We start from the raw sequence: 22,863 nt of genomic DNA on the forward strand, positions 1-22,863 counted from the left end.
AATAATTTCAGTCTGTATTTTCTATTCGTTTAATAATTTCGGCAACTCTTGCCTTACCTGATTCGGGAGAATAGTTCTCAAACCACCGCCAGTAACTCCTGTCTAAGAGATTTTGACAAGCTGAGAAATCTTCACTCACCATCTCATCTAAGGCAAGGATCATCTCCGCCAGCTGTAAGCTATCGCCCTGCCGGAAAACCCAGGGGTAGTCACATCCCACAACCTCAGGTAAGGCACCTGCATCTGAAACGATAAGGGGTATTCGGGCACTCATAGCTTCAGCCGCAACCAGTCCAAACGACTCATCCACTTCTGAGGGAACAACCAGAATATCGCTCTGAGCAAAGAGCTCACCGGGGTCAACCCAGCCCAGTAGACGGCACTTATCCCCCAAACTATCTAAAGCCAGATTCACCTCCTCTTGGCTGGAGGCATCAATGAATTTTGCCTCACCCCCAATAAGTAACTCAAACCGTCTTTCTCCAGAATCATTGAGCAGTTTAATCGCATGAGCTAAAGTGTGGGTCCCTTTAATGAGAGCAGGACGCCCCAAAAAACCGATACGAACAGGGGAATCTTGTGGCTGAACTTTGGGGGAATCTGATACCTCCGCAACCCAGTTTTCCAATGCTGCAGAACGGGGGACCCGTTGTGCAACATAATAGCTGGGCACCAACACGAGACGAGCACCTTGTTTAGCAACTCTATAAGCAAATTTTTGGATGCCGGTAGGTAACTGATGTAAGTGTACTAGGCGGTTTTGATCCCCAGCCGTAGCCAGAGCCGGCGCAAGGCCGTTACACCACAGAAAAGCATCCCTATGGTGTGCCCGCCAAACACGAAGCTGTGCCATGTAAGATTTTCTGTCCCTTGCTTCTAAGGAAATTGTTGAAAACCCTTCATCCTTTGCAAGGTCTAGAAGTTCCCCCGGCTCAGCGGGGCTCAAAATTGTGACATCGTGCTTTAATGAACGCAGTGCACGGGCCACGTTCAGAAGCATAATTTCACCGCCACCTATTGCCCCGTGGTTTGAAGCAATAACAATCTTCAATTTATTCTCCTGGATTTCTCATGAGTCGAGGTTTCAGAGCGCCTCGGTCTTTTCCGGAGTAATATACAGAACCGTATAAATTACCTAGACTTGAGACAACCAGGGAGATATCACGCCTGCTAATCATCCTATTTCTTAGAATATTTTTCACTAGATTAACAAATGTTGAAGAAAATTTTTTTATACAGTAGAAAAAATTGTAAGAGGCAGAATCATATTGAGGGTACCGGCGGGCCATGAGAACCCTGCCCTTGCCCAAGATAAATTTCTTTTTAAATGAGGCAGATGAACCGCTAATTCTAAACTTTATGCGAGCTTTCTCCACAAATTCTACCGGATAACCAGCCTGCTGCACACGCCACGACAGGTCAACATCTTCAAAACCGTATTTCGGTAAGGACTCATCGTACCCCCCTACCTCAAAAAAAAGAGAACGGCTGATAGCACAGTTACAGTTACCCACATGCGGCAGGTACGTCGTCCGCATTAAACCTTTTGGAAAGAAGTCAGGGTGCAGTACCTCTTGGGAGTCATAGGCTTCAATGAGTCCACCAGCTAGAATCTTATGCCCTACCGTAGCTTCAATAAAAGCTTGAGCCCAGTCCTGAGATACCTCATCATCTGCATCGCAGAAGAGAATAGTTTCCCCCTCGGACTGTGAGGCAGCAAAATTTCTAACTGCTGGGATCCCCTGCAGATTGGGCTGGTAAAAAGACTTTATCCCAAACTTTGAGGTATATTTTTGGCTCCATAATTTTATGATGTGTGAAGTTTCATCAGTCGAGCCATTATCGACGACTATAACCTCATAGGTTACCCCTGGAGATATTCTCTGGTTAGCCACCGCTTCAAGCTGATTCCCCAGGCTAGAACCACCATTTTTCACGCAAATTATAATTGAGGCATCATACAGTTGGGTCATTTCCTCAGACTCCTCACTTCCTCATCGTAGCCAAAAAATGCAATCTTGGAATTCGCGGGTAACAGTGTCACCGCGGCACGCAGCACATAGCCCATGCAGATAGCCCAAGGCAAGGTATAAAAGACTTCGCCCAACCTCAAAGCACAGATTAGCAGAGCCACACCCACCCCCTGGGCAAGCACTCTATAGAGGGGCTCTTCCTTTCTTTGCTTGCTTAGGGGGCGCACAGCAACAAACAGGGTAAGAGCAACCAAGACAAGAGCCCAAATCCAGCCGCCTTCTACAAAAGCAGACCAATAAGAATTATGGAAAAACCAGGTTCTATCTGCCGAGGAATCATAGACGTATGCCTCCCCCAGCCCCTGCCCGAACCAACCTGTTTCTTGCACCTTAGCCCATGACATATCATCGATGCGGGCCCGCAAAGCATCGGTTCCAGTTCGGTCCCCAAAGACCTTTGCATCCGCATAGTCCTCCGTCACCAAATTCAGAAGGAACCAAAAGACCCCTAACAGCAATACTTTCACTGCCGGGGAAAAGCGTGGGGCCACAAGAATCCACAGATAGGCAAAAAGCAAGGCCGCCAGAGAAGTTCTTGAGCCTGTCTCCCACAACAGAAAACACGAAACCGCCAGCCCAACAATCTGCTGCCAGCGCTTTGTATAGACGGTCATAATCAAAAGAGCAAAGAGTGCATGGACCAAACCAGCATAATTTTTATCCCCAAGATACCCGGTGAGGTAGCCCCCGTAGGTGTCCGGTGCAATACCAGCAAAGAACAAGCCAGCATTGATTAAAAGTGCTGTGGAATAGCCAAGGATAGCGGAGCGAAGATGTATTCTGCCCACCGCAATCACATAAATAAGCCCGGTTGTGGCCACAAGACGAATAAATCGTCGCGTAGCGTCAGCGGCATAAAGGCTGGGGTCACTCACGGCAGATACAATGGCGATATAAGCCAGGATTATCCCCAGTGCGACAAAAAAAGTTGAGTACCTGCCTAGAGAAAAAATTGACTTTCGCGTGAGGCCATAACCGACAATAATGAAGACCATGAGCTGGTTAAATGGCAAGCCCAAGCCAGGAACAGGCACACCATAAATCAAGGCGGCAAAAAGTAGGAAATCTACTATACGAACCTGTGAAACCTGAGTTTCTGTTCGCTTTAACAAAACCTTTCCATGCTCGCTCAGGGTCTTCTGCCCCAAAGTCAATTTGCCCTCGTCGGTCACACCAACAACAGCCATACCTATCTGCCCCTCTGATATTGTGCTACTAGCTGATATGCCATCTCTTCTCGGCTAGCCCAGCTAAATGTCTGTGGAGTATGCGCGGTCGCAGCCTGCTCTAGCAGACACTGGGCAACCGTGCTTGCGGCCGTCTGGCGGTTCATCTGGTTGAGCGAGGGCACAAGCTCCTTACCGTCCAGGATCTCGGGGTTGCCCCCAACCGCTGTTGCTACAAGAGCTAGCCCGGCTGCTTTAGCATCCAGCAGGGTATAAGAACAGTTCTCCCAGACCGAGAGCTGAACCAGCAGGTCTGAGCGGCCCATAGCTTCGATGGGGTCCACAAAGCCGGGAAAACTCACGGAGCCCAAAAGCCCAAGTTCTGCAACCTGTCTCTGTAGGTCTTCTTTCAGTTGACCGCTACCGGCAATCTCCAAGGTAGCCCCCGGAATTTCCTGACGAACAGCGGCGAAAGCCTCCACCAGTACGTCCAGCCCCTTCTCAGGAGCTAGTCGAGAAAGCGATAGCACACGCAAAGCACCGGGGGCAGGCTGAACACGGCAGCTTTCAACGGCTGAGGCGACCCGAGCTGTATCAAGGCCGTTATAAACCACGGCCACCCCACGAGCACCCCACTTACCTTTCATCTGGTCAGCGGTGGACTGAGAAACAGCCAGCAAGCCATCTGTCCCCCACAAACGCACGCGGTGCACCAGCTCCATCACCCGCGAGCGCCAAGAAGTACCGTGGTAGACCGCGTCTTCCCCGGCAATACCGTGTTCGGTTGTAAATACCCGAGGTATATGGGTGCCCCTGCGCAGTATCTTGTTGACCTTGCGTAGGTTCACGGTCGCAGCGGCTACCACATCCGCATAAGCCAGGTGGCTGTGCACGATTGCTGGTTTGAGTTCGTCAATGACGGTGTTGAGGGTTGCCCGGGAAGTTGAGAATCCTGCAGCTGGCCCAAAATCAGCTTCGCGTACTTCAGCCCCGAGTTCTTTAAGTCGAACGGAAAGCTCCCCTGGCGGGCAGAGAACCACCAGGCGGTAGCCGGGTAGCCCGACCTCAGCGAGGTCGCTGATGTGCCGGGCTACACCACCAAAATCGGGGACCGGAACGCAGTGAAGCGCCACCGGTAGGTCGCTGTTTACAGCCACTTTTCCAGCCTATCCAGGGCAGTGAAGAAGCCCTCACCGTTGTTGACGTGGCCCTGCCAGATTTCGGGGATAAAGGATGAGTTGGGGGTAAGTTCGCGCAGCTGCTTGCCCAGCGCGGCCCAGTCCACGTCGCCTTCGCCCACCTGGACACCTTCGCCGTCCACGCCTACACCGTCAACCAGGTGCAGGTGGATAGAGCGGGGGGCCAGCAGGTCCACGGCTTCTGACAGCGGCATCTTAAGGAAGTTAGCCGCCAGCATGGTGTGGGAGATATCCAGGCAGAGGGCGGTGTTGTAGGTATCGGAGAACTCTGCGGTGTCCTTGGGGTCAAGGAAGAGGTTGTGGTACTGCTGGCCACCCATGAGCCAGGGGTAAGGGGGCAGGGTCTGAGCAGCAATTCGCACGCCGGAGGTGTCCAGCTTAGCCAGGGCCTGGCCGATACGCTCGTATTTATCGGCACGGGCGGCCGGGGCAATGTGGCCGTCCTTGGTGAAACCGCCCATGGTGACAACCATGACCGGGTCATCGTCTAGGGTGAAGTAGCGGGTCAAGTCGCGGGTGATGTCGATGGTGCGCTGGACCTCGGCGATGGAGCGTTCCCAGATTTCCTGGTCGCGTGAGGCTAGGTCTACCAGGAAGTCCCCGGCGAAGAGGTCGGGCAGGTGGGTGGTGAATGACATGTCTAGCTTGCGGTCAAAGACATCGTCAATGTTGACTTCCAGGTCCTTGTAGCTGAAGTGGAATTCAAGGAAGTCAGGCTTGGCTTCTGAAATCAGCGGCTTGTAGTCGTGGTAGCGAACGGGCAGGCCCCAGGGGCGGTCGAATTTGAAGTCGCGGCGGGTCACCAGGTCGTCTTTGAGATCGCCCTCGAAGAAGAAGGATCCGGCCTCAACCTCGCGCTGCATGGTGCGTCCCAGGAGCTGGGGCAGGTAGTTGGGCTGCAGGCCACGGCCAGGTGACTTGACCTCAACGTCGGCTTCGGTGACAACCTCGCCCTTGGCGATAGTGCGGGTAGCCACCAGTGACTTAGCCAGGTTCACACGGTTCATAAGCTCACCAGTGGATACTTGGCGGGGTGCGGCGGTACCGATGGACTCCTCAACCTCACGAATCTGCTGGACCATAGCCTTGAACTCTTCGGGCAGCAGGGAGACGGTATGGTCGTTGCCCTCAAGGGTCTTGTCAATGGTGAAGTGCTTCTCAATAATCTTGGCACCGCGAGCAACAGCAGCGATGGGTACATGATAGCCGCGTTCGTGGCCGGAGTAGCCAACCAAGCACTGGCCGATTTCTGCCAGGCGGTCCATATAGGCCAGGTTGACATCCTTGAAGGGCGCAGGGTAGGTGGACTGGCATTGGAGTAGCCCATAAGAGGCACCGAGTGAACGGAGCAGTTTGACCGATTCACGGATCTCTTCTTCGCGGCTCATGCCGGTTGAGATCAGCATGGGCAGGCCCCGTGAGGCCATGTCACGGAGCAGGTCATGGTTGGTTAGGTCTGCTGAGGCAACCTTGAGGCCCTGTACACCGTAATCCACCAGAGCCTGAACGGAGGGGGCATCCCAGGGGGTGCACATGATGTCCATGTCGTGCTGTTTGACATGGTCAAAGACCTCATACATCTGATCTACGGTGAAGGAGAAACGAGAGAGCAAATCGAGGGTGTACTGAACACCCAGGTCCTCGCCTGCTGACTTGGAGCCTTTCTGGCGGTAGAGAGCGTCCATGTCACGAAGCTGGAACTTAACAGCATCGGCACCGGTATCAACGGCCAGGTCTACCAGGCGCTTAGCCAGGTCAACGTCGCCCTGGTGGTTGTTGCCGATTTCAGCAATGATGAAGGCTGGTGAGTCCTCGGAGATCTCGGTGCGGCCAATACGCAGGACGTTCTGCTCATCCATGGCGATAGCGACCAGGTGGCCGCGCTCATCGACCAGGGGAAGGTGGCTAATCCCCTTGGCAAACTCCTTCTGAAGTTCAGCGGGCTCAGAACCAACCGGTGCGGTCTTGACGCCCAGGTGAGCGACGTCAAGGGCGCTGGTTTCCAGCGAGGCGGTGGGGTTGGCAATCAGCCAGCGCCGGAAGTCGCCGTCGGATAGCGAGCCTTTGAGAACGCCGGATTCATTGACCAGGAAAATGATGCGCTGGCCGTTAGCGGAGATTTTGTGGAGGGCGGTTAAAACCGGGTCCTCTGAGAAAACGATGTAGGGGGTGATGTTACGTTCGATAATCATGGGGGATTAGCCTTTTTTCTTGTGCGAGGGTGCGAGGGTGGTAAGAAGCTGGTGTTCAGCGAGGGAGAAGTCAATCATGGCATCAATGTCCACGCCTTCTACCTCATCGAGAATGAAGAGCTCAATCTTTCCGCCCAGACGGTTATGGAGGCTTTCATAGAGCTCTGTGCTGGTGATGTACATGGACCCGTTTTCGCGGTAGCGGAAGGTCTCACGGGTGAGTTCCTGCCTGCGAGGCCGATTCATGACTTCGTACTGTGCTGTCGGAGGCTCTGTTGCCGCCCAGATGAAGGGGCCGATGGGGATGACCCCCACCATGGAGTCCGAGTCTGAGTCTGCAAACTGGCGGATAGCCCGTTCCAGGGTGCCGGGTAGGCGGACGGGGCTGGTGGCCTGCAAGAGCATAACCGCATCCGGCCGTCTGCCGTCCTGCGTGTAGAAGTCAATCGCGTGCTCAATCACCGGTTCGGTTGCGGTGGTGTCCTTAGCCAGGTGGGCCGGGCGGATAAAGGGCACCTCTGCCCCGTATTCACGGGCAGTATCGGCTAGTTCGGCGTCGTCGGTGGACACCACAACGTCTACTGTATGTTCACCTGCCAGAGCTTTCTGCGCCTCAAGAGCCTGCTCAATGGTCCAGGCAACCAGCGGTTTCCCAGCGATAGGCTTGAGGTTCTTGCGCGGGATTCCCTTAGACCCGCCGCGAACGGGTATCACGCAAAGAATACGCATGCTGTCTAGTTCTCCAATGATTGAGTGAGGATATGTGCGATGGTTTCCGCCGGTTCACGGCTCGGAAGCTGAGGTGCCGGGGTCGGTTCGCTCCCCCAGGGGCTCATGCCGTAGCGCCCCCAGAAATCCTGCAACCACTGCGGCGGATGCGGGTGGTAGACCCAAGATGGAACCCCGCGAATAGCGGCTTCTAGGACCCCCGTTGAGAAGATGGAAACAATCGGATTATTAACCTGGTTCAGAGGCCGCTGTGAGCGATCAACTTCAATGCCCAGTCTATCCATCAAACCGTGTGTGAGGAGAGAAAGTTTATCTTTCTCACTCGGGTGAGGTCTGTAGATTGCCTTGTTCTCCCTGGTGAATTTGAGGGTGGAGTAAGCGAAGGAAGCACGGGGCAGCTCGGCCCCGTGCATTTGCCCAAGGAACAACGGAGTGGAGAGAATCTCGGCAGGATCAACCGCAGGTTGCTGAGAGGCCTCCCAGAAAAGCTGAGAACCCACGACCTGAGCCGTCACATCGGTACGACCGGAAATCCAGAAGTCAGCATCAGCCTGGCTGAAGGCCAAGAGGTGAGTACCGAAAGCCAGAGGCGGCGCATACGGGGTCTGCAACCCGTGTTGAATAGTAACGAACTGAGCTTCGTTCCTTTGCGAGAATCGGTAGGCGGCGGAGCCCCATGCCATATAGTGACCAAGCGCCACTATCTCTTGGACCTCAGGTAAAACAGTATCCAGCTTGTCTTCTTGCACCAATTGCACCGTCCAGCTCTGGTCTGGAAGATAGGCTGTAAGGTCGTTGGGGGCCCACACCGCATAGGGGGTTTGCCCCAAAAATTTGGTGGGGGTGACCAGAGAGTTCAGCGAAGTAGGTGAGGTGGAGTCCAGCGCGATTAATATCTTTGCAGTTTCACCGGTGGTATGTAAGTAGCCAGTTACAAGCTCATTTAGGGGCTTACCTTTGCCCGTGGAAGGTAGTGAAGACGCAAAATTTTTGACAGTGCTTTTACCCCTCCGTAACAGATGGGCATTTGCCTGCCATCTATTCCAGGCTTCTAAGTCTGAAGGGTACTTTAGGCCCATAAAAGATTCATCTTCTGTGCTCGGTGGAAAAAAGTATGTTCAGCTTGGCTACGTTTGAGCCCTGCTTCACGAATCGAATCACTCCAAGAGGGCTCTGCAATAACTCGCTGGCAAATCTCGATTAGTTCATCGGTGCTATGGTAGAGCAGAACCTCCTTGCCGACTTCGTAAAATTCTTCAACATCGGGCCGGTCAATGAGCTGCAGGCCGTTCATGCCGGGTACCTCAAAAGTTCTCATGGACAAGCCTGCCTGTAACCCATGAACATTCAGCGAGGCAGCAGCAGCAGCTTGAACCTTATAGGCTTCAGCAAGAGGTATATCTCGCTCTGCTGGAAGTTCGGGTCGCTTTATTTCCCAAGTACGCAAGCGGTCAAAGGGGTGGTGTGACCAGGCTCGACCGTACACCCTTACGGGGACCCCCGCTTCTTGGAGGGCAAGCATCATTTTTTCGCGGTTATCGTAGCGTGATCCTACAAAAACAATTTCGGGGATGCGTTCAGTGGGGAAGTCAGCAAGCCTAGGATCATAGCCGTTAGCCACAAAGTGGGCGTTAGCTCCATTGAGGGAAAATTCTTCAGCTTCTAAACGTGCATAGCTAACTACTGTGGGGCGGCTCTTAAGAAATTCAAGAGTGTAACGATGCCTTTTAAGATCGTCGTATAGCCATAAGATGTGAGGAATTCGTGATTCGTCCACTTTCTGCCAAAAGTTATCGCCCAACCCATCGGCTTTAATAACAATGAGTTTGTCAGGCTTTACTTCGTCAAGAACCCTCAAAGCCTTGGCAGTCGCTGCAATCTCAGCAGCCTTTTGTCCTTGCAAACCTATTTTTGAGGGAAGCTCGTACAGGGCCTTATTGCGAATCTTATCTTTGAAAGTGTCAAAAGCATCGTATCTGTGAACTGTAACCTCGTAACCAAGTTGGCTGAATCCATCAGCAATCGAGTGACAGTACCCGTGAAATGCCGGGCTAACAATGAGCAGTTTCTCGGTTGGCATCATTGAGCTTCAGCTTTCTTGATAAATTCGAGCTCTTCTTGGAGTATCCGGCGGGGTTTGACGGCTGAGTTCCATAACGAACGAAACGTATTGAACACAAAATTCAGGTAGCTTACGGCTTTGAGAATAGGCGCTAAGAGAAGACCCTCATCCCATTTCTTGTTGTAAATAAAGCGAGAGTTAAGAACCCACTGGCGTCGCTGAGCTGACCCGCCAGAAGAACCTCCTCCAGCGTGTCGGACTACAATATCGCCCCGAAAGACACGTTTGATTCCTTGATCCGCTAGTCGGCGTTGTAGGTCAATTTCTTCGCTGTTCATAAAAAAGCGCTCATCCATACCACCGACAGCCTCAAAGTCTGCTTTCCTGAGCATCATGCAGGCCCCCATCAACCAATCAGTTTCAGCTCTTTTACCCGTTTGACATTTGGTGTCATGACCAACCATGATATGCCAGAAGCGGGTATCCCGGAAGCGAGCAACCGGGGTAAACCACTCCCAGGCATGATGCGCTGTCTTTGGAAACCGTCTTCCCACCCATTGGGACTTACCGTCATCTCCCACTACCTGAGGGGATAGCAAAACACCACTACCAGATATTTCTAATTCAGTACGGGCAGCGTCAAGCATGTCTTCCAAAAAACTTGGAGGTAGAGTCAAGTCACTATTAAGAATCAAAACCCATTCGCCCGATGCGGCCTCAGTACCGCTGTTCACGTTAGATCCAAAACCACCATTTGCAGTGCGACTGACCAGCTTTACTCCCGGCACCTCGGGAAAAGGGATGGGTGAGGCATCGTCAGAAACAATAATTTCATGGGTCTCAACTAACTTCTGCTCAGTAAGCTGGGTCAATAAGTCAAGGGTGTCCGTTGGATCTCCATAAAATGGTATGAGGACTGAAAGCACGCACATAGAGTTTCCTTCCGCTCTCACAATTCTTGTCTATCCAATCACGACTACAGTCTAAAAACTAGTAAGAGGGAACGTAATTTGTACGACTAACTGGAAGCAACACAAAAGTTGCGTTGCTCATGACGTGATTCTAGTGCAAAGTTCAAGCACGTCTTTACTCCAGGTTTCCCATGTCAGACGCTCTTTAGCATCTGTACTAGCCTTTTGGGACACAGTTTCAAGCATGCTCTGTGTAAGATTCTGAAGCAACTCACTGATCTCACCAATCGTACTTTTTGGTGAAACTAACCACCCATTCTGATTATGCTTGAGCAAAGTAGGAATACCGCCTATTCTAGTTGAAATCACGGGTAGACCGTGGTTCAAAGCATCAGTGACAACCACTCCCCCCTGCACTAGCCTCCGTGGGTTCTATCAGGAGATCGTGGCTCAGGTAAAGAGCTGATATCTCTCGTCTGCTTACTCGGGACAAATAGGCTACCCCATCGTAAGGGATTTCATGAGGAGCCCCAACTACAGTTAGAGTTAGCTCTGGGCGATGCTGGCGAGCTATCAGAAAACTCTTCAGGGCTTTTTCTCCACCTTTACGCTTCCAATCAGAACCCACTAAAAGCAGACAAATTTCTGATTCGCTATGTTTAGGCGATCTCACTGGTTGTACAGGTAGTGTTCCAGGGCCAAAAGGAACAACAGACAAATTGCTGACAGGTAAATTGACATAGCGCATGAGCTGCTGAGCAGACCAGTTGCTTGCAAGGCGGTAGTGGTCTGACCTCTGAGCAACTAATTTGTCAATTATGCAACCTTGGGCCAGCGAAAGGTGAGAAGCTTTTTATCTTTATAGTATCCTTGCACCATAGCAGAAAACGAGGAGTCAGTAATCTGAATAATTGGAATATGTTTAGGAACACCTAAAGATTACTTCGATTCAGAAAAATTAAATTTTAACATCAAAATTCTCGCCGGCAAGTAAATTACGAACCTTTTTTTATTTTTTCAAAGTAGTAAAAAAGGCATCCGTAGGAAGATAAACCATCCGAGCCAATCCCCGTGCCCTTGCTAGAAAACGGTCAACCCATGAGTCAGCCACAGGTGGCACCTGAAGTGGAGTAACTTCCACTCGTTCCGATAGTGCAGAAATAGCCGGAGCTATGACACCAGACCGTGAGTGTGGATCTGTTAAATCCCAGGGCGACAAAACACCTATTTTCACTATTCCCTCCAAGTCACATAAACTTTATATTCAAAATAATCTCCAAGATTTTAGAAAAATTTTTCGTGGTTAAAATATCTCTCTGCCTCAGAAACCTATCAGTAATATTAAAAAAATTATATTTTTTGCTTTGCCTTTGTAATTTTTACGTCTCCATATCAGGTTCATATTCCAAAGGCATGCAAATTCATTGAATCTGCAAGCCAGTCAGAATCCACCAGGAAGAACACCCGGCCGCTTGTCTCGCACAACAGCAGATTAGCCCTCCACTCATACCAAAATCAATATTTGGAACACTGTAAAAAGCGGCTTCTTAAATTAACCCCAAGAACATCTGCCAAATGAGGATACCATCAAGCGGAAATCTAATATAGAAATCGTCTCCCTATGTGAGCTCGACAAGCCTTATAAAATTTTGCCCACTAGTCCTGGACTGAGGATATATACCTGAACTTTAAATTTTAGCTGAACATGATTATATATATTTAACCCAATCCCCAAAATTGATATCGGAAATAGAATTCACAAAAAAGATTTTTCTTAATCATCATTTTTTCATCGCAAAAAATATGCTACAACAATCATATTTGACCAAAAATTGTCCAAGGTTTTTCACCAAAGTACGGTGCCTCCTGCCGCTAAGCACTTCTAAGCATATCCAAATGCTGGCCAGCACAGCTTGCGAATACCATGGACTGACTCCTCGCTGAAGGGCCCGTATTCTGCAACCAATGTGGATTTTTAACCTAGGGCGAGTGCCCTCTTGATAGTGTGCTGACTACAATCTTTAATCCGACCAATCTAAGATGTTTTTGATAAGCAAAACATGACACTTATTTTTGTCTTTGGGTTCACCCCAGCAGCCTCCATAAATTTTCCGCATACCAATCATCAGAAAGTGTAAAGAGACATATTAGATATCGTTGGATATGAAGATATGGACTAGTAGTAGTTTTCTTACATATAGCTACACGGCTTTACCGAATTCACAGCGTCTATCTCAAATAAACCTTCTCCGATGTGCAATCCATATCAGCAGACTTATCCCCTGCTACAGAGCGTTTAGTTTGATCGACCATCAAAGAGGCTAGTGACAGAGCCTTCATCGAAGACTTCCTTGATAGCACGTGCCAGCAGCGGGGCAATGGAAAGCACGGTCAGGTTCTCAAACTTCTGTTCGGGGCGCAGTGGCAGGGTATTAGTGACAACAACCTCGCTAGCACCGCACTGGCTTAGCCTTTCAGCAGCAGGCTCAGAGAAAACCGCGTGAGTTGCCGCGATAATAACGTCCTTAGCGCCGTTGTCCTTAAGGACCTTGACTGCACCGGCAATAGTGCCACCGGTGTCAATCATGTCATCAATCAGAACACAGGTACGGCCCTTGATATCGCCCACCACGGTCTTAGAAACAGCCTGGTTGGGGACGTTAATATCGCGGGTCTTGTGAACAAAAGCCAGAGGTGCACCGCCCAGGAGCTCTGCCCACTGCTCAGCGACACGTACGCGGCCGGTATCGGGGGAAACAACAGTAACGTTTGAGGTGTCTACCTTGCTGGCAACGTGCTCAGCAAGAAGCGGGATAGCCATGAGGTGATCCACAGGACCGTCAAAAAAGCCCTGAATCTGCGCGGTGTGCAGATCAACGCTCATCAGACGGTCAGCACCAGCAGTCTTGTAAAGATCTGCAACCAGACGGGCTGAGATGGGCTCGCGGCCCTTATGCTTTTTGTCCTGGCGGGCGTAAGGGTAGAAAGGAGAAACAACAGTAATGGAACGGGCGGATGCTCGCTTGAGCGAGTCAATCATAATCAGCTGTTCCATGAGGGCATCGTTAATGGGTGCCGGGTGAGACTGAATCACGAAAGCATCTTTACCGCGTACCGATTCGTTGAATCGGACGTAGGTTTCCCCATTAGCAAAAGTGTAGGCAGATGAGGGAAGAACCTCGTTTCCTAGCTCAGCAGCAATCTGCTCAGCCAGTTCGGGGTGGGCACGCCCGGAGACCAAGGCCATCTTTTTTTCGCCCGGATTCGTAATCTCAGTCATTACTGCTTATCGCTTTCCTTTTCAGGCTGTGCCGGCTGCTGCGCCAAAGCCGCCTCGGCGGCTTGAGCAGCCTCTGTTCCAGCGCGTTTTTCAATGACCCAGCGCTCGATATTGCGTTGGGGAGCTTCGTTGATGGCAAGAGCCCCAGCGGGTACGTCCTTGCGGATAACGGTTCCAGCACCAGAATACGCCCCGTCCCCAATATTTACGGGAGCAACATACATGTTGTCTGAACCCATGCGAACGTTACTTCCCACGGTTGAGCGGGACTTATTCACACCGTCATAGTTAACGAACACTGAAGCGGCTCCAATATTGGAGTTCTCACCAATGGTGACGTCGCCAGCATAGGACAGGTGGGGGAGCTTAGATCCGGAACCAATCTCTGCGTTCTTGGTTTCCACGAAAGTACCGATCTTGCCCTTAACACCGAGCTTGGTGCCGGGGCGCAGGTAGGCGAAGGGGCCAACACTTGCACCGTCTGCAATTTCTGAGTCGTAGCCTTCGGTGCGTGAAATAGTGACCTTCTCCCCTACCTTGACGTTGGTGAGCGTGGTGTCTGGGCCAATCAAGGAGCCGGTAGCGATGCGGGTGGTTCCCTTGAGGTGCGTGCCGGGAAGAATGGTGACATCGTTCTCGATGGTTACGGTGACATCAATCCATGTGCTCTCGGGGTCAACAATGGTGACACCACCGACCATGTGGCCATGAGTAATGCGGTCGTTGAGTTTGCGACCCAGCTGAGCCAGCTGAACACGGTCATTAGCGCCTTCTACCTCCCAGCGGTCCTCGATATCGAGTGCCGAGGTGCGGTGGCCGTCTTCACGTGCAATGGATAGGACATCGGTAATGTACTTCTCGCCCTGAGCGTTATCGGTGGTGACGCGGGTTAGCGAATTACGCAGAACAGTGGCATCGAAGGCGTAAATACCAGAGTTAATCTCGGTGATGGCAAGCTGTTCAGGGGTGGCATCTTTAGCTTCAACGATGGCAGTGACTTCGCCTGATTCGTTGCGGACGATACGGCCGTAGGAGCCGGGCTCCTCAAGGTGTGTCGTCAGAACAGTGACAGCGTTTTTGCCTTCTTCGTGGAAGGCGATGAGCTTACGCAGACTTTCGGTCTTCAGCAGGGGAACATCGCCGTAGGTGACAACAACTGTGCCCTCTACCTGACCCACTTCGGAGTCAAGGCCCAGCAGGCCGACCTCTACAGCGCGGCCGGTTCCGGGAATCTCGTCCTGATCGATGATGGTGACCTGCGCATCAAAGGCGGTGACATGCTCAGCCACCTTGTCACGCTGGTGACGTACAACAACGGCAAGGTTCTTGGGTTCAAGTTCCCGTGCCACGGCAACAGCGTGCTCCACCATGGAGCGACCACCGATGGGGTGCATGACCTTGGGAGTTGATGATTTCATACGGGTTCCGGCCCCCGCAGCCAGAACGATCACGGCAGATGGGGCTGATGTAACTACTGTCACTGTATGGAACTCCTCAAGTGAGTGATACCCCAAAAGTATGCCATGAAGGCACCGGGGTGGTTGAGCTCCGCCACAAGGACTCGAACCTTGAATAACGGCTCCAAAGGCCGCTGTGTTGCCAATTACACCATGGCGGAATAGGGCTGTCCTAGCTCAGTCCCATGCTGGGTTGAGCAGGAGCAGACTTAGACCATAGTAGCAAAGATAAAGTTAGGGTGCTAAATAAGAACTTTCTGAAAGCTACCGGGTAGCTGATAAATTGCTAATTCCCTAGCCAGGGCACGACGATATCCAGTGCTTCTTGAATTCGCTGGACAGCTACCTTGGCGGCCTCTGGTCCACGCAGGTAAGGATCAGCAACCTCGTCTTGGGCGAGAGGTTCTTCGTCATACTGCATCATGAAAGCAACCGGATCAACGCGCTTGCCTGCCTGCTTCTGCACCCTGGCCATCTGGCATAGCAGGTGAACCTTTGAACGGTACTGGGGCCATTCATGCACGATCCAGTCCAGGTGCTCTTTCTCCATGACCAGCACAAGAGCTGACTCTCTGACCAGGCGTTCCGTGATTTGTTTGGCAAGGTGCTGATCGTACTGAGCACCACGTTGAGCGAGTTCGATATCAATATGGCGGGCAACCCCTGCCCCAACCATTGCACCGGTACCGGCACTATTAAAAGTCCAAGTAGAGCCATCCTCTAGCATTGCCTCTGCCAGATATTGGGCACTGGCGGAACGGGCTATATTACCGGTACAGACGAACAAGACCTCTTTTTTTGTATCTGCATGATCCGGTTCAGGATCTGTTCGATCCCCCACTTTTCTCAGTAGCGAGGAAACCCCAAAACTTATCATTGCACTCCGCTCAATCTCTCTTGTTTAGGCAAGACAACTGCCGCCCATAGAGATTCTACCTGCAAATCACAGCTTGGTGGTGGGCTAACACTCTGGGGATCTAGCCCAATACCCGCATGCTGTTTTCCTTATTTTTACCTCCTCATGTTCCCTAAGGCTGTAGCCTAGTGTGGTGGCACATTTACTGGGCGGCGAAGAGCTGCATATCGAATTTCCTACCCGCACTATCTTTGAGGGCATCACCGTAGGCCTCAACGAGGGGGACCGCATCGGCATCGTGGGCCGCAACGGTGACGGTAAATCCACTCTGCTTTCCCTACTGGGCGGGCGCTTGGCCCCAGATTCCGGCAAGGTCACAGTGCGCTCAGGCACGCGAATTGGCTACCTTGACCAGGCTGATGTCCTGGACAACACCCTGACCGTGGGCCAGGCAATTGTGGGCGATACCCCCGAATACGAGTGGGCATCGGACCCCAAGGTACGCGACGTCATCGCCGGCCTGGTCTCTGATCTGAACTGGAATGCGCCAGTTGAGTCACTCTCAGGCGGTCAACGCCGACGTGTAGCCCTTGCAGCGCTGCTAGCCGGTGACTGGGATGTGCTCATGCTCGATGAGCCCACCAACCACCTCGATGTTGAAGCCATTACCTGGCTAGCCCAGCACCTCAAAAACCGCTGGCCCAAGAATGCCGGAGGCCTGCTGACAATCACCCACGACCGCTGGTTCCTGGATGAAATCTGCACCGGCACCTGGGAAGTCCACGACGGACTGGTAGAACCTTTCGAAGGTGGCTACGCCGCCTACATCCTTCAGCGCCTTGAACGCGACCGTCAGGCCGCAACTGCCGAAGCTAAACGCCAGAACCTGATGCGTAAGGAACTAGCCTGGTTACGTCGCGGCGCCCCGGCCCGCACCTCCAAGCCAAAGTTCCGTATCGATGCGGCCAATGCTCTCATTGCTGATGTCCCCCCGGTACGCAACACTGTGGAGCTCTCCCAGATGGCGGTAGCACGCCTGGGCAAGGACGTGGTCGATATCGAGGATGTGGATGTCAGCTACCCCGATGCCCAAGACCCAACCCGCACCAAGGATGTCCTCAAAAAGGTCACCTGGAGAATAGCCCCAGGTGAGCGCACCGGCATTATGGGCGTCAATGGGGCCGGTAAGTCGACTCTGCTGGGCCTAGTCACCCGTGCGGTGCAACCGACCCGTGGCCGGGTCAAACACGGTAAGACGGTCAAGGTGGCTACCCTGACCCAGCAACTTGATGAGCTCACAGAAGTGGCTCACGAGCGGGTTTCCGATATCATTGGGCGCAAGCGCAGCATCTATGTGACCGGTGGTAAGGAGATGACTCCCGGCCAGCTTCTTGAACGGCTCGGCTTTACCTCTGCTCAGCTTTCAACCCCGGTGAAGGATCTTTCGGGTGGGCAGAAGCGCCGCCTGCAGCTGCTGCTCATTTTGTTGGATGAACCCAATGTACTCATTCTTGATGAGCCCTCCAACGACCTGGACACGGACATGCTGGCAGCTATGGAGGATCTTCTTGATACCTGGCCCGGCACCTTGCTGGTAGTCTCGCACGACCGCTACCTAATGGAGCGAGTCACCGACCAGCAGTACGCCCTCTTTGACGGCAGGTTCACACACCTGCCCGGTGGGATTGACCAGTATCTGCTCATGTCGGCACAGGCGGCGGCTCACCCTGCCCAGACTGCCCTTGATTCGTCACCCCTGGGCAAGCAGGGGTCTGCAGAAAGCGCTTCTAAGGTGGGCGGCGCAGAGCTGAGGGCCGCCCAGAAGGAAATCAACCAGATTGACCGTAAGCTCACCAAATTGGCCGAGCAGAGGCAGAAGCTGGCTGAGAAAATGACGGTTCACGACCAGTCTGACTACACCGGTCTGGCGGAGCTGGGCGCCCAGCAAGAGTCAATCCAGAACGAGGTCGAAGAACTAGAAATGCGCTGGCTAGAACTTGCGGATAGGGTTGAGGGGAATTAGTACTGGTCAGGAGCCAGTTGGAGGGCCCCTAAGGGTTGATGGACTTTCCTCCAGGGCATTTCTTGAAAACTTCGTCCCTTAACCTCTTGAGGTATTATCCCCCTGGTTTCCGCTACTAGTAATTTTAGTTTAGGTTGATGACTTCATGACGTTCGTAATTCAGTTAATAGTATTACTATCCTTGCTCTACCTGGTGGGCAGACTCTCGAATCCCAAAAAATTTCGGGATTCCAATGATGATTATTCATTTATCACGGTTCTGGCCCATATGCTGATTATTTTAGTGACCTCAGCTTTGATTCTCAGCGGGCAGATTATAATTCTTTTGGCTGGTCTTGCGCTCTACACCTGGTGTACACAGGACCCGGCTGCCCCAGTACCGCTTGAAGACGACATGCTGAACGTGGGTTTCAGTAGCTATAAGTTTGATGGCGGAAACTTTTTGCTAGGGATCGCAATACTTATTCTTATGACAGCTATTGTCCACTTTTGGGTTAGGGCAAAATTTTTTGAAAGATTTCCTCGGCATAGCCCTGACATGAAAGAGATTGAAATATCTGAATACTTCATCCAGTGGCTAACCATTTATCTTGCTGTCTATCAGTTTATTTTTGACGGACTTAAAAACGCATTCTCTTTTGTGGACACCCCAGAAAACACAGCAGCTTTCTTTAATATTGCCCTGACACCGCAAAACATTAACCTGGTGCTCCAGCCGCTCCTTATCGCTTCTTGGATCACCCTTGTGATCTCAAAGATACGCCTACAACGTAAGCATGAAGCAGATTTATAGGATCTAAGACTTCAAGCGCTTCTTACCCTGCGGCTCTCGTTCTTCCACGGATGCTTACAACGGTTGGCCCGGAGCCGGACACAAAGCTGGCAGCTACACCCGGTTGGTGGGCTAGCCGCTCCAGGGTTGATCGGAGTTCCGGCAGAAGAGTGCCGGCAAGTCTCAACAGAGCTCAGGCAGTACGGGAAGAGATTTTAGATGTCATACTTTCAACGCACGGTCCAATAGTCAGGGCAAAATATATTGCCTCTATAATTTCAGCGATCGACCAGCACCCTATCCGGCTTTTGACCTAATGACCTATAAACGAAAATCCCATAGAGACGTCCCAAGTCCCAGGATAGTTGCTGGAGACGCGCTCGTGATTTATCGCGTGATAGTAAATATTCCCTTAAAGTAACTGCCAGCTTACGCGCCATGAGCTTGAAACTCGGGATATACTCATCAAAATCCGGAGAAAAATTAAGAGCAAGCTGAACCCAAGTCCTGCCATAGTTATAAAATTGCTTAAACAAAGCTTTATCGCTGACACGTTGCCGATACTGTATCAGAGGCTCTGAAATCCACCCCTGGGTGTAGCCGAGACGGGAGGCGCGTAGACAAAAGTCAACCTCATCGTGACCACCACGGTAAGAACAATCAAAACCGCCAAGAGTTTCAAAAACAGTCTTCCTCAGGGCTAGATTTCCCCCTAAAAGATATTTTTGATTAGCAAAAACCTTTGGTTGGTCGATGACAACTCGCTCTTGAACATAAGTAGATAATTTATCGCTATAGACCAGTTCCTGATGACCACTACCCACCAAATCATATGCACTGAGGGAGGCGATCATTTTTTGAGCCCAGGTGGAAGCAACAATATCATCGGCATCACATATTAGAACATGTTCATGACGGGCATGAATTATACCTACATTTCGGGCGTAGTTAACACCCTGCATGGCGGAAGAATCAACTATTTCTAAGACCGGAATAGTAAGTTGAAGTTTTTGCACTACAGAACAAGTATTATCTGTTGACCCGTTATTCGAGATAATTATCTGATCAGGCTTTAATGTACCACCCCATACAGCTTGAAGCTGCTCCTCAATAAAACTTTCTGCATTATAGGTAGGAATCACCACTGAGAACTTAAAAGACATTTTCTGCACCATATATTTCATTAACTTTACACAGGTACTTTTCTTGGGAATAAGTCGAAGATGCCTCATTCCTAGCAAAACGAACCTTTTCAGAATATCTCTCAGGGTTCTCAACTATAGCTAGAATAGCCTCAGCAAATTTTTCCGGACTGTTGGCAATTTCTGTAATCCATTCGATGTTTGCAATCCCCTCCGCCCCTGCAGTGGTCGAAACTACTGGGACACCACGCAAAATGGCATCGAGGGTCTTAAACTTAACACCGCTCCCCAACCTAATTGGCGCCACTACCAGGGTAGCCTTAGAGTACGTGGGCTCTAAGTCTTCAACGAACCCCATAAATTCAACTCGGGGGGCTGCGATTGAGTCCACAAGGGTTTTCGAGGGGCTTGAACCAATTACTTTGAAGGTTATCTCAGAATCTTCCGCCCAAACCAAAGGCAGCACTTTTTGAACAAACCACCTGACAGCATCCTCATTTTCCCATCGATACATGGTCCCCACAAAGATAATTTCTTTTTCGCTAGGTCTACGCACTTCAGGTAAATTCGTATTCACATAAACGGGGGGTAAAACCGTTTCAATCTTATCCTTATCGCATCTTTTATAGTTGAGAAGATTGCGATCTTTCTCCGAAAGCACCACAGCAGTTTGCAGATATTTAGCTGTAGCCCTATCTAAGTGCTTGGATATCTTTGCTTGCGCTAACCAAATTAGTGATTTACTCTTTTTCTCTTCCTCAATTGCCCTCCGGACCAAGCGTTGTGAACTGATATCATGAAAGGTTCCAATCAACTTTGCCGAGGGATTTATCTTCTTGATAGAACTTCCCAACAAAATATTAGCTGACCATTGAAGATCAATAATGGATGCATTCCGTATTAGATGCAGAGCCCGTTTATCCCTCTTAATAGCTAGCAAAAATTCATAATTTGGTGTCCAAGTGCCTACACGATTCCGGATTCTTAATAATAAGTTCTTACGACCTAAAGGGACAAAGTGATAATTTACATCATACTGACAGTCCAAAGATCTAGTTGGAGTCGGGGCAATAAAAATTGGTTTATACCCACTCTTTACAAGAGAGAAGTAGAGCTCTCTTACGAGACGCTCACCAGCACTGGCCGGTTCTGGGTTTGGGACCAGCGGAGATACAATAACTACCGGATAACTACTCATAATTTGCCTAACTCCACGAGCTCTTTAAACTCGGAATTAGTCTCGGTTAGCTCACTAAAACTACCCTGGTTAACTACCCGTCCATCTTTCATATAATATATGATATCTGCTTTTTTAATTGTCGATAATCGATGAGCTACCATAATAATCGTCATCTCACCTGCTAAACTTTCAATTGTTTTAGTAATTTTATGTTCTGTTTTATTGTCCAGAGCTGAGGTTGCTTCATCTAAAACCAATAAACTGGGATTGCGATATAGAGCCCTGGCTATCCCTAAACGCTGACGTTGACCACCAGAAAGTCGGCTACCATCTTGCCCTAGATCTTCTTCAATTCCGTTAGGCAATGAATCAATCAAATCACCTAATTGCGCAAGCTCCAAAGCTCTTACTACCTGTGCATCATTAATTTCATCTGGGCCTAAACCAAATGCAACGTTGACCTTCAGCGACCCAGGTAGAACATAAACTGACTGTGGCACAACAGCCAGTTGCGATTGCCAGCCTTTGAGGTCCTCCATGACAGGTTTACCTCCGCAATATAAGGAACCTTGCGATGGAATAAGCATGCCTAAAACGATATCTACCAGCGTTGATTTTCCCGATCCGCTTGAACCTACAAAAGCTACAGTCTTGAATTCTGGTATTTGAATCGATACCTTATCCAAAACAGCTGGACCGTTTTCTTCATACTTGAAGGTAACGTTATCGATTTGAATATCTCCAGAAAATGAATCTCCTGACATGGGTAATTCAGAGTATCTTTGCATTTCCTTAAAATAGGATACTTCCTTATTAAGAACATCAACTCCGTGAGTGCCAACTCTTACAATATTAAGAGAAGCTATAGCAGAATTGATGGCCGGAAGAACTCTTACAGCGGCAACACTGAAAACACCCATAACGGCAACGGCTTCTGCTTGATCCCTCGTGGCAAACATGAACGTAGCTAAGCCGGCAATGCTCATAATGAACACGATCTCCATAATATTCTTTGGCAGTTCGCCGATTACGCCCTGCTGCCTGTTAGCTTGAGCGCGCATATCGGCGCCGGATTCGTACCTTCTGACAAATCTCTGAGAGACATCAAAGAGTCTCATTTCTCTGAACGCTTCAAGCGCAGGCATGGAGGCATACCAGGACACATAGTCTGCCTCTATTAGGTTCTTGCTAATCTGAGTGAGTCTCCTGCGAAGCAAGAATGGGATCAAGTATCCAAAACCAGCAAAAATTGTAAATGCAATCAGTGCTACCTGGGGGGAAATAATAAAAGTTACCACAACCATCATCGCAATTGTCAGTAAACTTGTCAGAAGACTGATGGTGCCCAAAATTGCTTGGCTGTAGGCTTGACTCACTGATGTGGCAAGTCTTGTGTGTATTTGTGACAAGTCCCGGCGCTTGTGGTCCTGATAGGGCGCATCAAGGTAGTAGCGCAGCAATGAGACCCGAGCACTCTTTTCCATGCTATTTATAAAGCCAATCTGCCACCAACGGAAAGATATGGTAAAGAGAGCCTTGGCTATGAAAGCCCCGACAACACCGACCGCCGTGTAGACAATAAGAAGCTGCCTATCGTTTGTCCCGGCAAAGCTAGATAACTTTTCAAGGATAGGATTATCTAAACTTTGACCGGACGCAAGCAATAATAATGGATAAGTTCCAAGCACCCCTAGAATCTCCAGCAATGAAACAAAAAAAGCACCCACTACAGAAAGGGATATTTTATTTCTTACCGGGAATTCAACTAGATAAAATAGGTTGCGTAACTTAGTTAACATTCCCCCCACTTTGTTTGTTTTATACATAATTCTTTCCTAATAATTATACTCTATCTGCTCAA

General features: G+C 50.4%; 19 protein-coding genes and 1 tRNA gene. 2 read left to right on the forward strand and 18 right to left on the reverse strand.

Annotated features, from left to right (window positions below; all coding sequences use genetic code 11):
- Positions 1-7: 7 nt before the first annotated feature.
- From ACN082_RS05560 to ACN082_RS05625, 14 genes are all read right to left on the reverse strand, one after another.
- Entirely contained in the window at positions 8-673 is a 666-nt protein-coding gene (locus ACN082_RS05560; RefSeq protein ID WP_419099861.1) for a glycosyltransferase family 4 protein, read from the reverse strand.
- Positions 674-1,052: 379 nt separating this feature from the next.
- Complete coding sequence (locus ACN082_RS05565; RefSeq protein WP_419099862.1) at positions 1,053-1,973, reverse strand: glycosyltransferase family 2 protein; 921 nt, start codon at positions 1,971-1,973, stop codon at positions 1,053-1,055.
- Positions 1,970-3,220, reverse strand: coding sequence for an O-antigen ligase family protein (locus ACN082_RS05570; RefSeq protein ID WP_419099863.1), 1,251 nt, complete (start codon positions 3,218-3,220; stop codon positions 1,970-1,972). Before ACN082_RS05570 ends, ACN082_RS05565 begins: the two co-directional genes overlap by 4 nt.
- A gap of 2 nt (positions 3,221-3,222) precedes the next feature.
- Positions 3,223-4,356 (reverse strand): glycosyltransferase, encoded by a 1,134-nt coding sequence (locus ACN082_RS05575; protein WP_419099864.1) that lies wholly within the window; start codon positions 4,354-4,356, stop codon positions 3,223-3,225.
- Entirely contained in the window at positions 4,347-6,590 is a 2,244-nt protein-coding gene (locus ACN082_RS05580; RefSeq protein ID WP_419099865.1) for an N-acetylneuraminate synthase family protein, read from the reverse strand. Before ACN082_RS05580 ends, ACN082_RS05575 begins: the two co-directional genes overlap by 10 nt.
- 6 nt (positions 6,591-6,596) lie before the next feature.
- Positions 6,597-7,319: a cytidylyltransferase domain-containing protein gene (locus tag ACN082_RS05585; RefSeq protein WP_419099866.1), complete on the reverse strand. Its 723-nt coding sequence runs from the start codon at positions 7,317-7,319 to the stop codon at positions 6,597-6,599.
- A gap of 5 nt (positions 7,320-7,324) precedes the next feature.
- Positions 7,325-8,002, reverse strand: a complete 678-nt coding sequence (locus ACN082_RS05590; protein ID WP_419099867.1) for a hypothetical protein — start codon at positions 8,000-8,002, stop codon at positions 7,325-7,327.
- A 386-nt stretch (positions 8,003-8,388) separates the two neighbouring features.
- The gene (locus ACN082_RS05595; protein ID WP_419099868.1) at positions 8,389-9,402 is read right to left on the reverse strand and encodes a CgeB family protein; all 1,014 of its coding nucleotides are present in this window, start codon (positions 9,400-9,402) and stop codon (positions 8,389-8,391) included.
- Positions 9,399-10,307, reverse strand: coding sequence for a glycosyltransferase family 2 protein (locus tag ACN082_RS05600; RefSeq protein ID WP_419099869.1), 909 nt, complete (start codon positions 10,305-10,307; stop codon positions 9,399-9,401). Before ACN082_RS05600 ends, ACN082_RS05595 begins: the two co-directional genes overlap by 4 nt.
- 123 nt (positions 10,308-10,430) lie before the next feature.
- Entirely contained in the window at positions 10,431-10,709 is a 279-nt protein-coding gene (locus ACN082_RS05605) for a glycosyltransferase (RefSeq protein WP_419099870.1), read from the reverse strand.
- 1,879 nt (positions 10,710-12,588) lie between these two features.
- A complete protein-coding gene (locus tag ACN082_RS05610) occupies positions 12,589-13,572 on the reverse strand; it encodes a ribose-phosphate diphosphokinase (RefSeq protein WP_419099871.1) in 984 nt (327 codons plus the stop codon).
- Positions 13,572-15,053 (reverse strand): bifunctional UDP-N-acetylglucosamine diphosphorylase/glucosamine-1-phosphate N-acetyltransferase GlmU, encoded by a 1,482-nt coding sequence (gene glmU, locus ACN082_RS05615; RefSeq protein WP_419099872.1) that lies wholly within the window; start codon positions 15,051-15,053, stop codon positions 13,572-13,574. The genes ACN082_RS05610 and glmU overlap by 1 nt, the downstream gene beginning before the upstream one ends.
- 65 nt (positions 15,054-15,118) lie before the next feature.
- Positions 15,119-15,190 (reverse strand) — tRNA-Gln (locus ACN082_RS05620).
- Between the two features lie 125 nt (positions 15,191-15,315).
- A complete protein-coding gene (locus ACN082_RS05625; RefSeq protein ID WP_419099873.1) occupies positions 15,316-15,816 on the reverse strand; it encodes a hypothetical protein in 501 nt (166 codons plus the stop codon).
- A 262-nt stretch (positions 15,817-16,078) separates the two neighbouring features.
- Here ACN082_RS05625 and ACN082_RS05630 point away from each other — a divergent pair, with 262 nt between their 5' ends.
- Both ACN082_RS05630 and ACN082_RS05635 read left to right on the forward strand, forming a co-directional pair.
- Complete coding sequence (locus ACN082_RS05630; protein ID WP_419099997.1) at positions 16,079-17,908, forward strand: ABC-F family ATP-binding cassette domain-containing protein; 1,830 nt, start codon at positions 16,079-16,081, stop codon at positions 17,906-17,908.
- Positions 17,909-18,053: 145 nt separating this feature from the next.
- On the forward strand, positions 18,054-18,701 hold the full coding sequence (locus tag ACN082_RS05635; protein ID WP_419099874.1) for an SA1002 family membrane protein: 648 nt from the start codon (positions 18,054-18,056) through the stop codon (positions 18,699-18,701).
- 22 nt (positions 18,702-18,723) lie between these two features.
- Here ACN082_RS05635 and ACN082_RS05640 read toward each other — a convergent pair whose 3' ends face one another.
- From ACN082_RS05640 to ACN082_RS05655, 4 genes are all read right to left on the reverse strand, one after another.
- Complete coding sequence (locus ACN082_RS05640) at positions 18,724-18,867, reverse strand: hypothetical protein (protein WP_419099875.1); 144 nt, start codon at positions 18,865-18,867, stop codon at positions 18,724-18,726.
- A gap of 91 nt (positions 18,868-18,958) precedes the next feature.
- Positions 18,959-19,843 carry a glycosyltransferase family 2 protein gene (locus ACN082_RS05645; protein WP_419099876.1) on the reverse strand — a complete coding sequence of 295 codons (885 nt, stop codon included), beginning with the start codon at positions 19,841-19,843 and terminating at the stop codon, positions 18,959-18,961.
- Positions 19,833-21,020, reverse strand: coding sequence for a glycosyltransferase (locus ACN082_RS05650; protein ID WP_419099877.1), 1,188 nt, complete (start codon positions 21,018-21,020; stop codon positions 19,833-19,835). The genes ACN082_RS05645 and ACN082_RS05650 overlap by 11 nt, the downstream gene beginning before the upstream one ends.
- Positions 21,017-22,828: an ABC transporter ATP-binding protein gene (locus ACN082_RS05655; RefSeq protein ID WP_419099878.1), complete on the reverse strand. Its 1,812-nt coding sequence runs from the start codon at positions 22,826-22,828 to the stop codon at positions 21,017-21,019. The genes ACN082_RS05650 and ACN082_RS05655 overlap by 4 nt, the downstream gene beginning before the upstream one ends.
- Positions 22,829-22,863: the final 35 nt, after the last annotated feature.

Origin of the sequence: Rothia sp. CCM 9417 (assembly GCF_048513575.1) — a bacterium.
GTDB lineage: Bacteria > Actinomycetota > Actinomycetes > Actinomycetales > Micrococcaceae > Rothia.

Coding starts and splice junctions, on each gene's coding strand:
- ACN082_RS05565 (WP_419099862.1), bottom strand. CDS start 1,973: ATGACCCAACTGTATGATGCCTCAATTATAATTTGCGTGAAAAATGGT.
- ACN082_RS05570 (WP_419099863.1), bottom strand. CDS start 3,220: ATGGCTGTTGTTGGTGTGACCGACGAGGGCAAATTGACTTTGGGGCAG.
- ACN082_RS05580 (WP_419099865.1), bottom strand. CDS start 6,590: ATGATTATCGAACGTAACATCACCCCCTACATCGTTTTCTCAGAGGAC.
- ACN082_RS05585 (WP_419099866.1), bottom strand. CDS start 7,319: ATGCGTATTCTTTGCGTGATACCCGTTCGCGGCGGGTCTAAGGGAATC.
- ACN082_RS05590 (WP_419099867.1), bottom strand. CDS start 8,002: ATGGCATGGGGCTCCGCCGCCTACCGATTCTCGCAAAGGAACGAAGCT.
- ACN082_RS05595 (WP_419099868.1), bottom strand. CDS start 9,402: ATGATGCCAACCGAGAAACTGCTCATTGTTAGCCCGGCATTTCACGGG.
- ACN082_RS05610 (WP_419099871.1), bottom strand. CDS start 13,572: ATGACTGAGATTACGAATCCGGGCGAAAAAAAGATGGCCTTGGTCTCC.
- ACN082_RS05635 (WP_419099874.1), top strand. CDS start 18,054: ATGACGTTCGTAATTCAGTTAATAGTATTACTATCCTTGCTCTACCTG.
- ACN082_RS05645 (WP_419099876.1), bottom strand. CDS start 19,843: ATGTCTTTTAAGTTCTCAGTGGTGATTCCTACCTATAATGCAGAAAGT.
- ACN082_RS05650 (WP_419099877.1), bottom strand. CDS start 21,020: ATGAGTAGTTATCCGGTAGTTATTGTATCTCCGCTGGTCCCAAACCCA.
- ACN082_RS05655 (WP_419099878.1), bottom strand. CDS start 22,828: ATGTATAAAACAAACAAAGTGGGGGGAATGTTAACTAAGTTACGCAAC.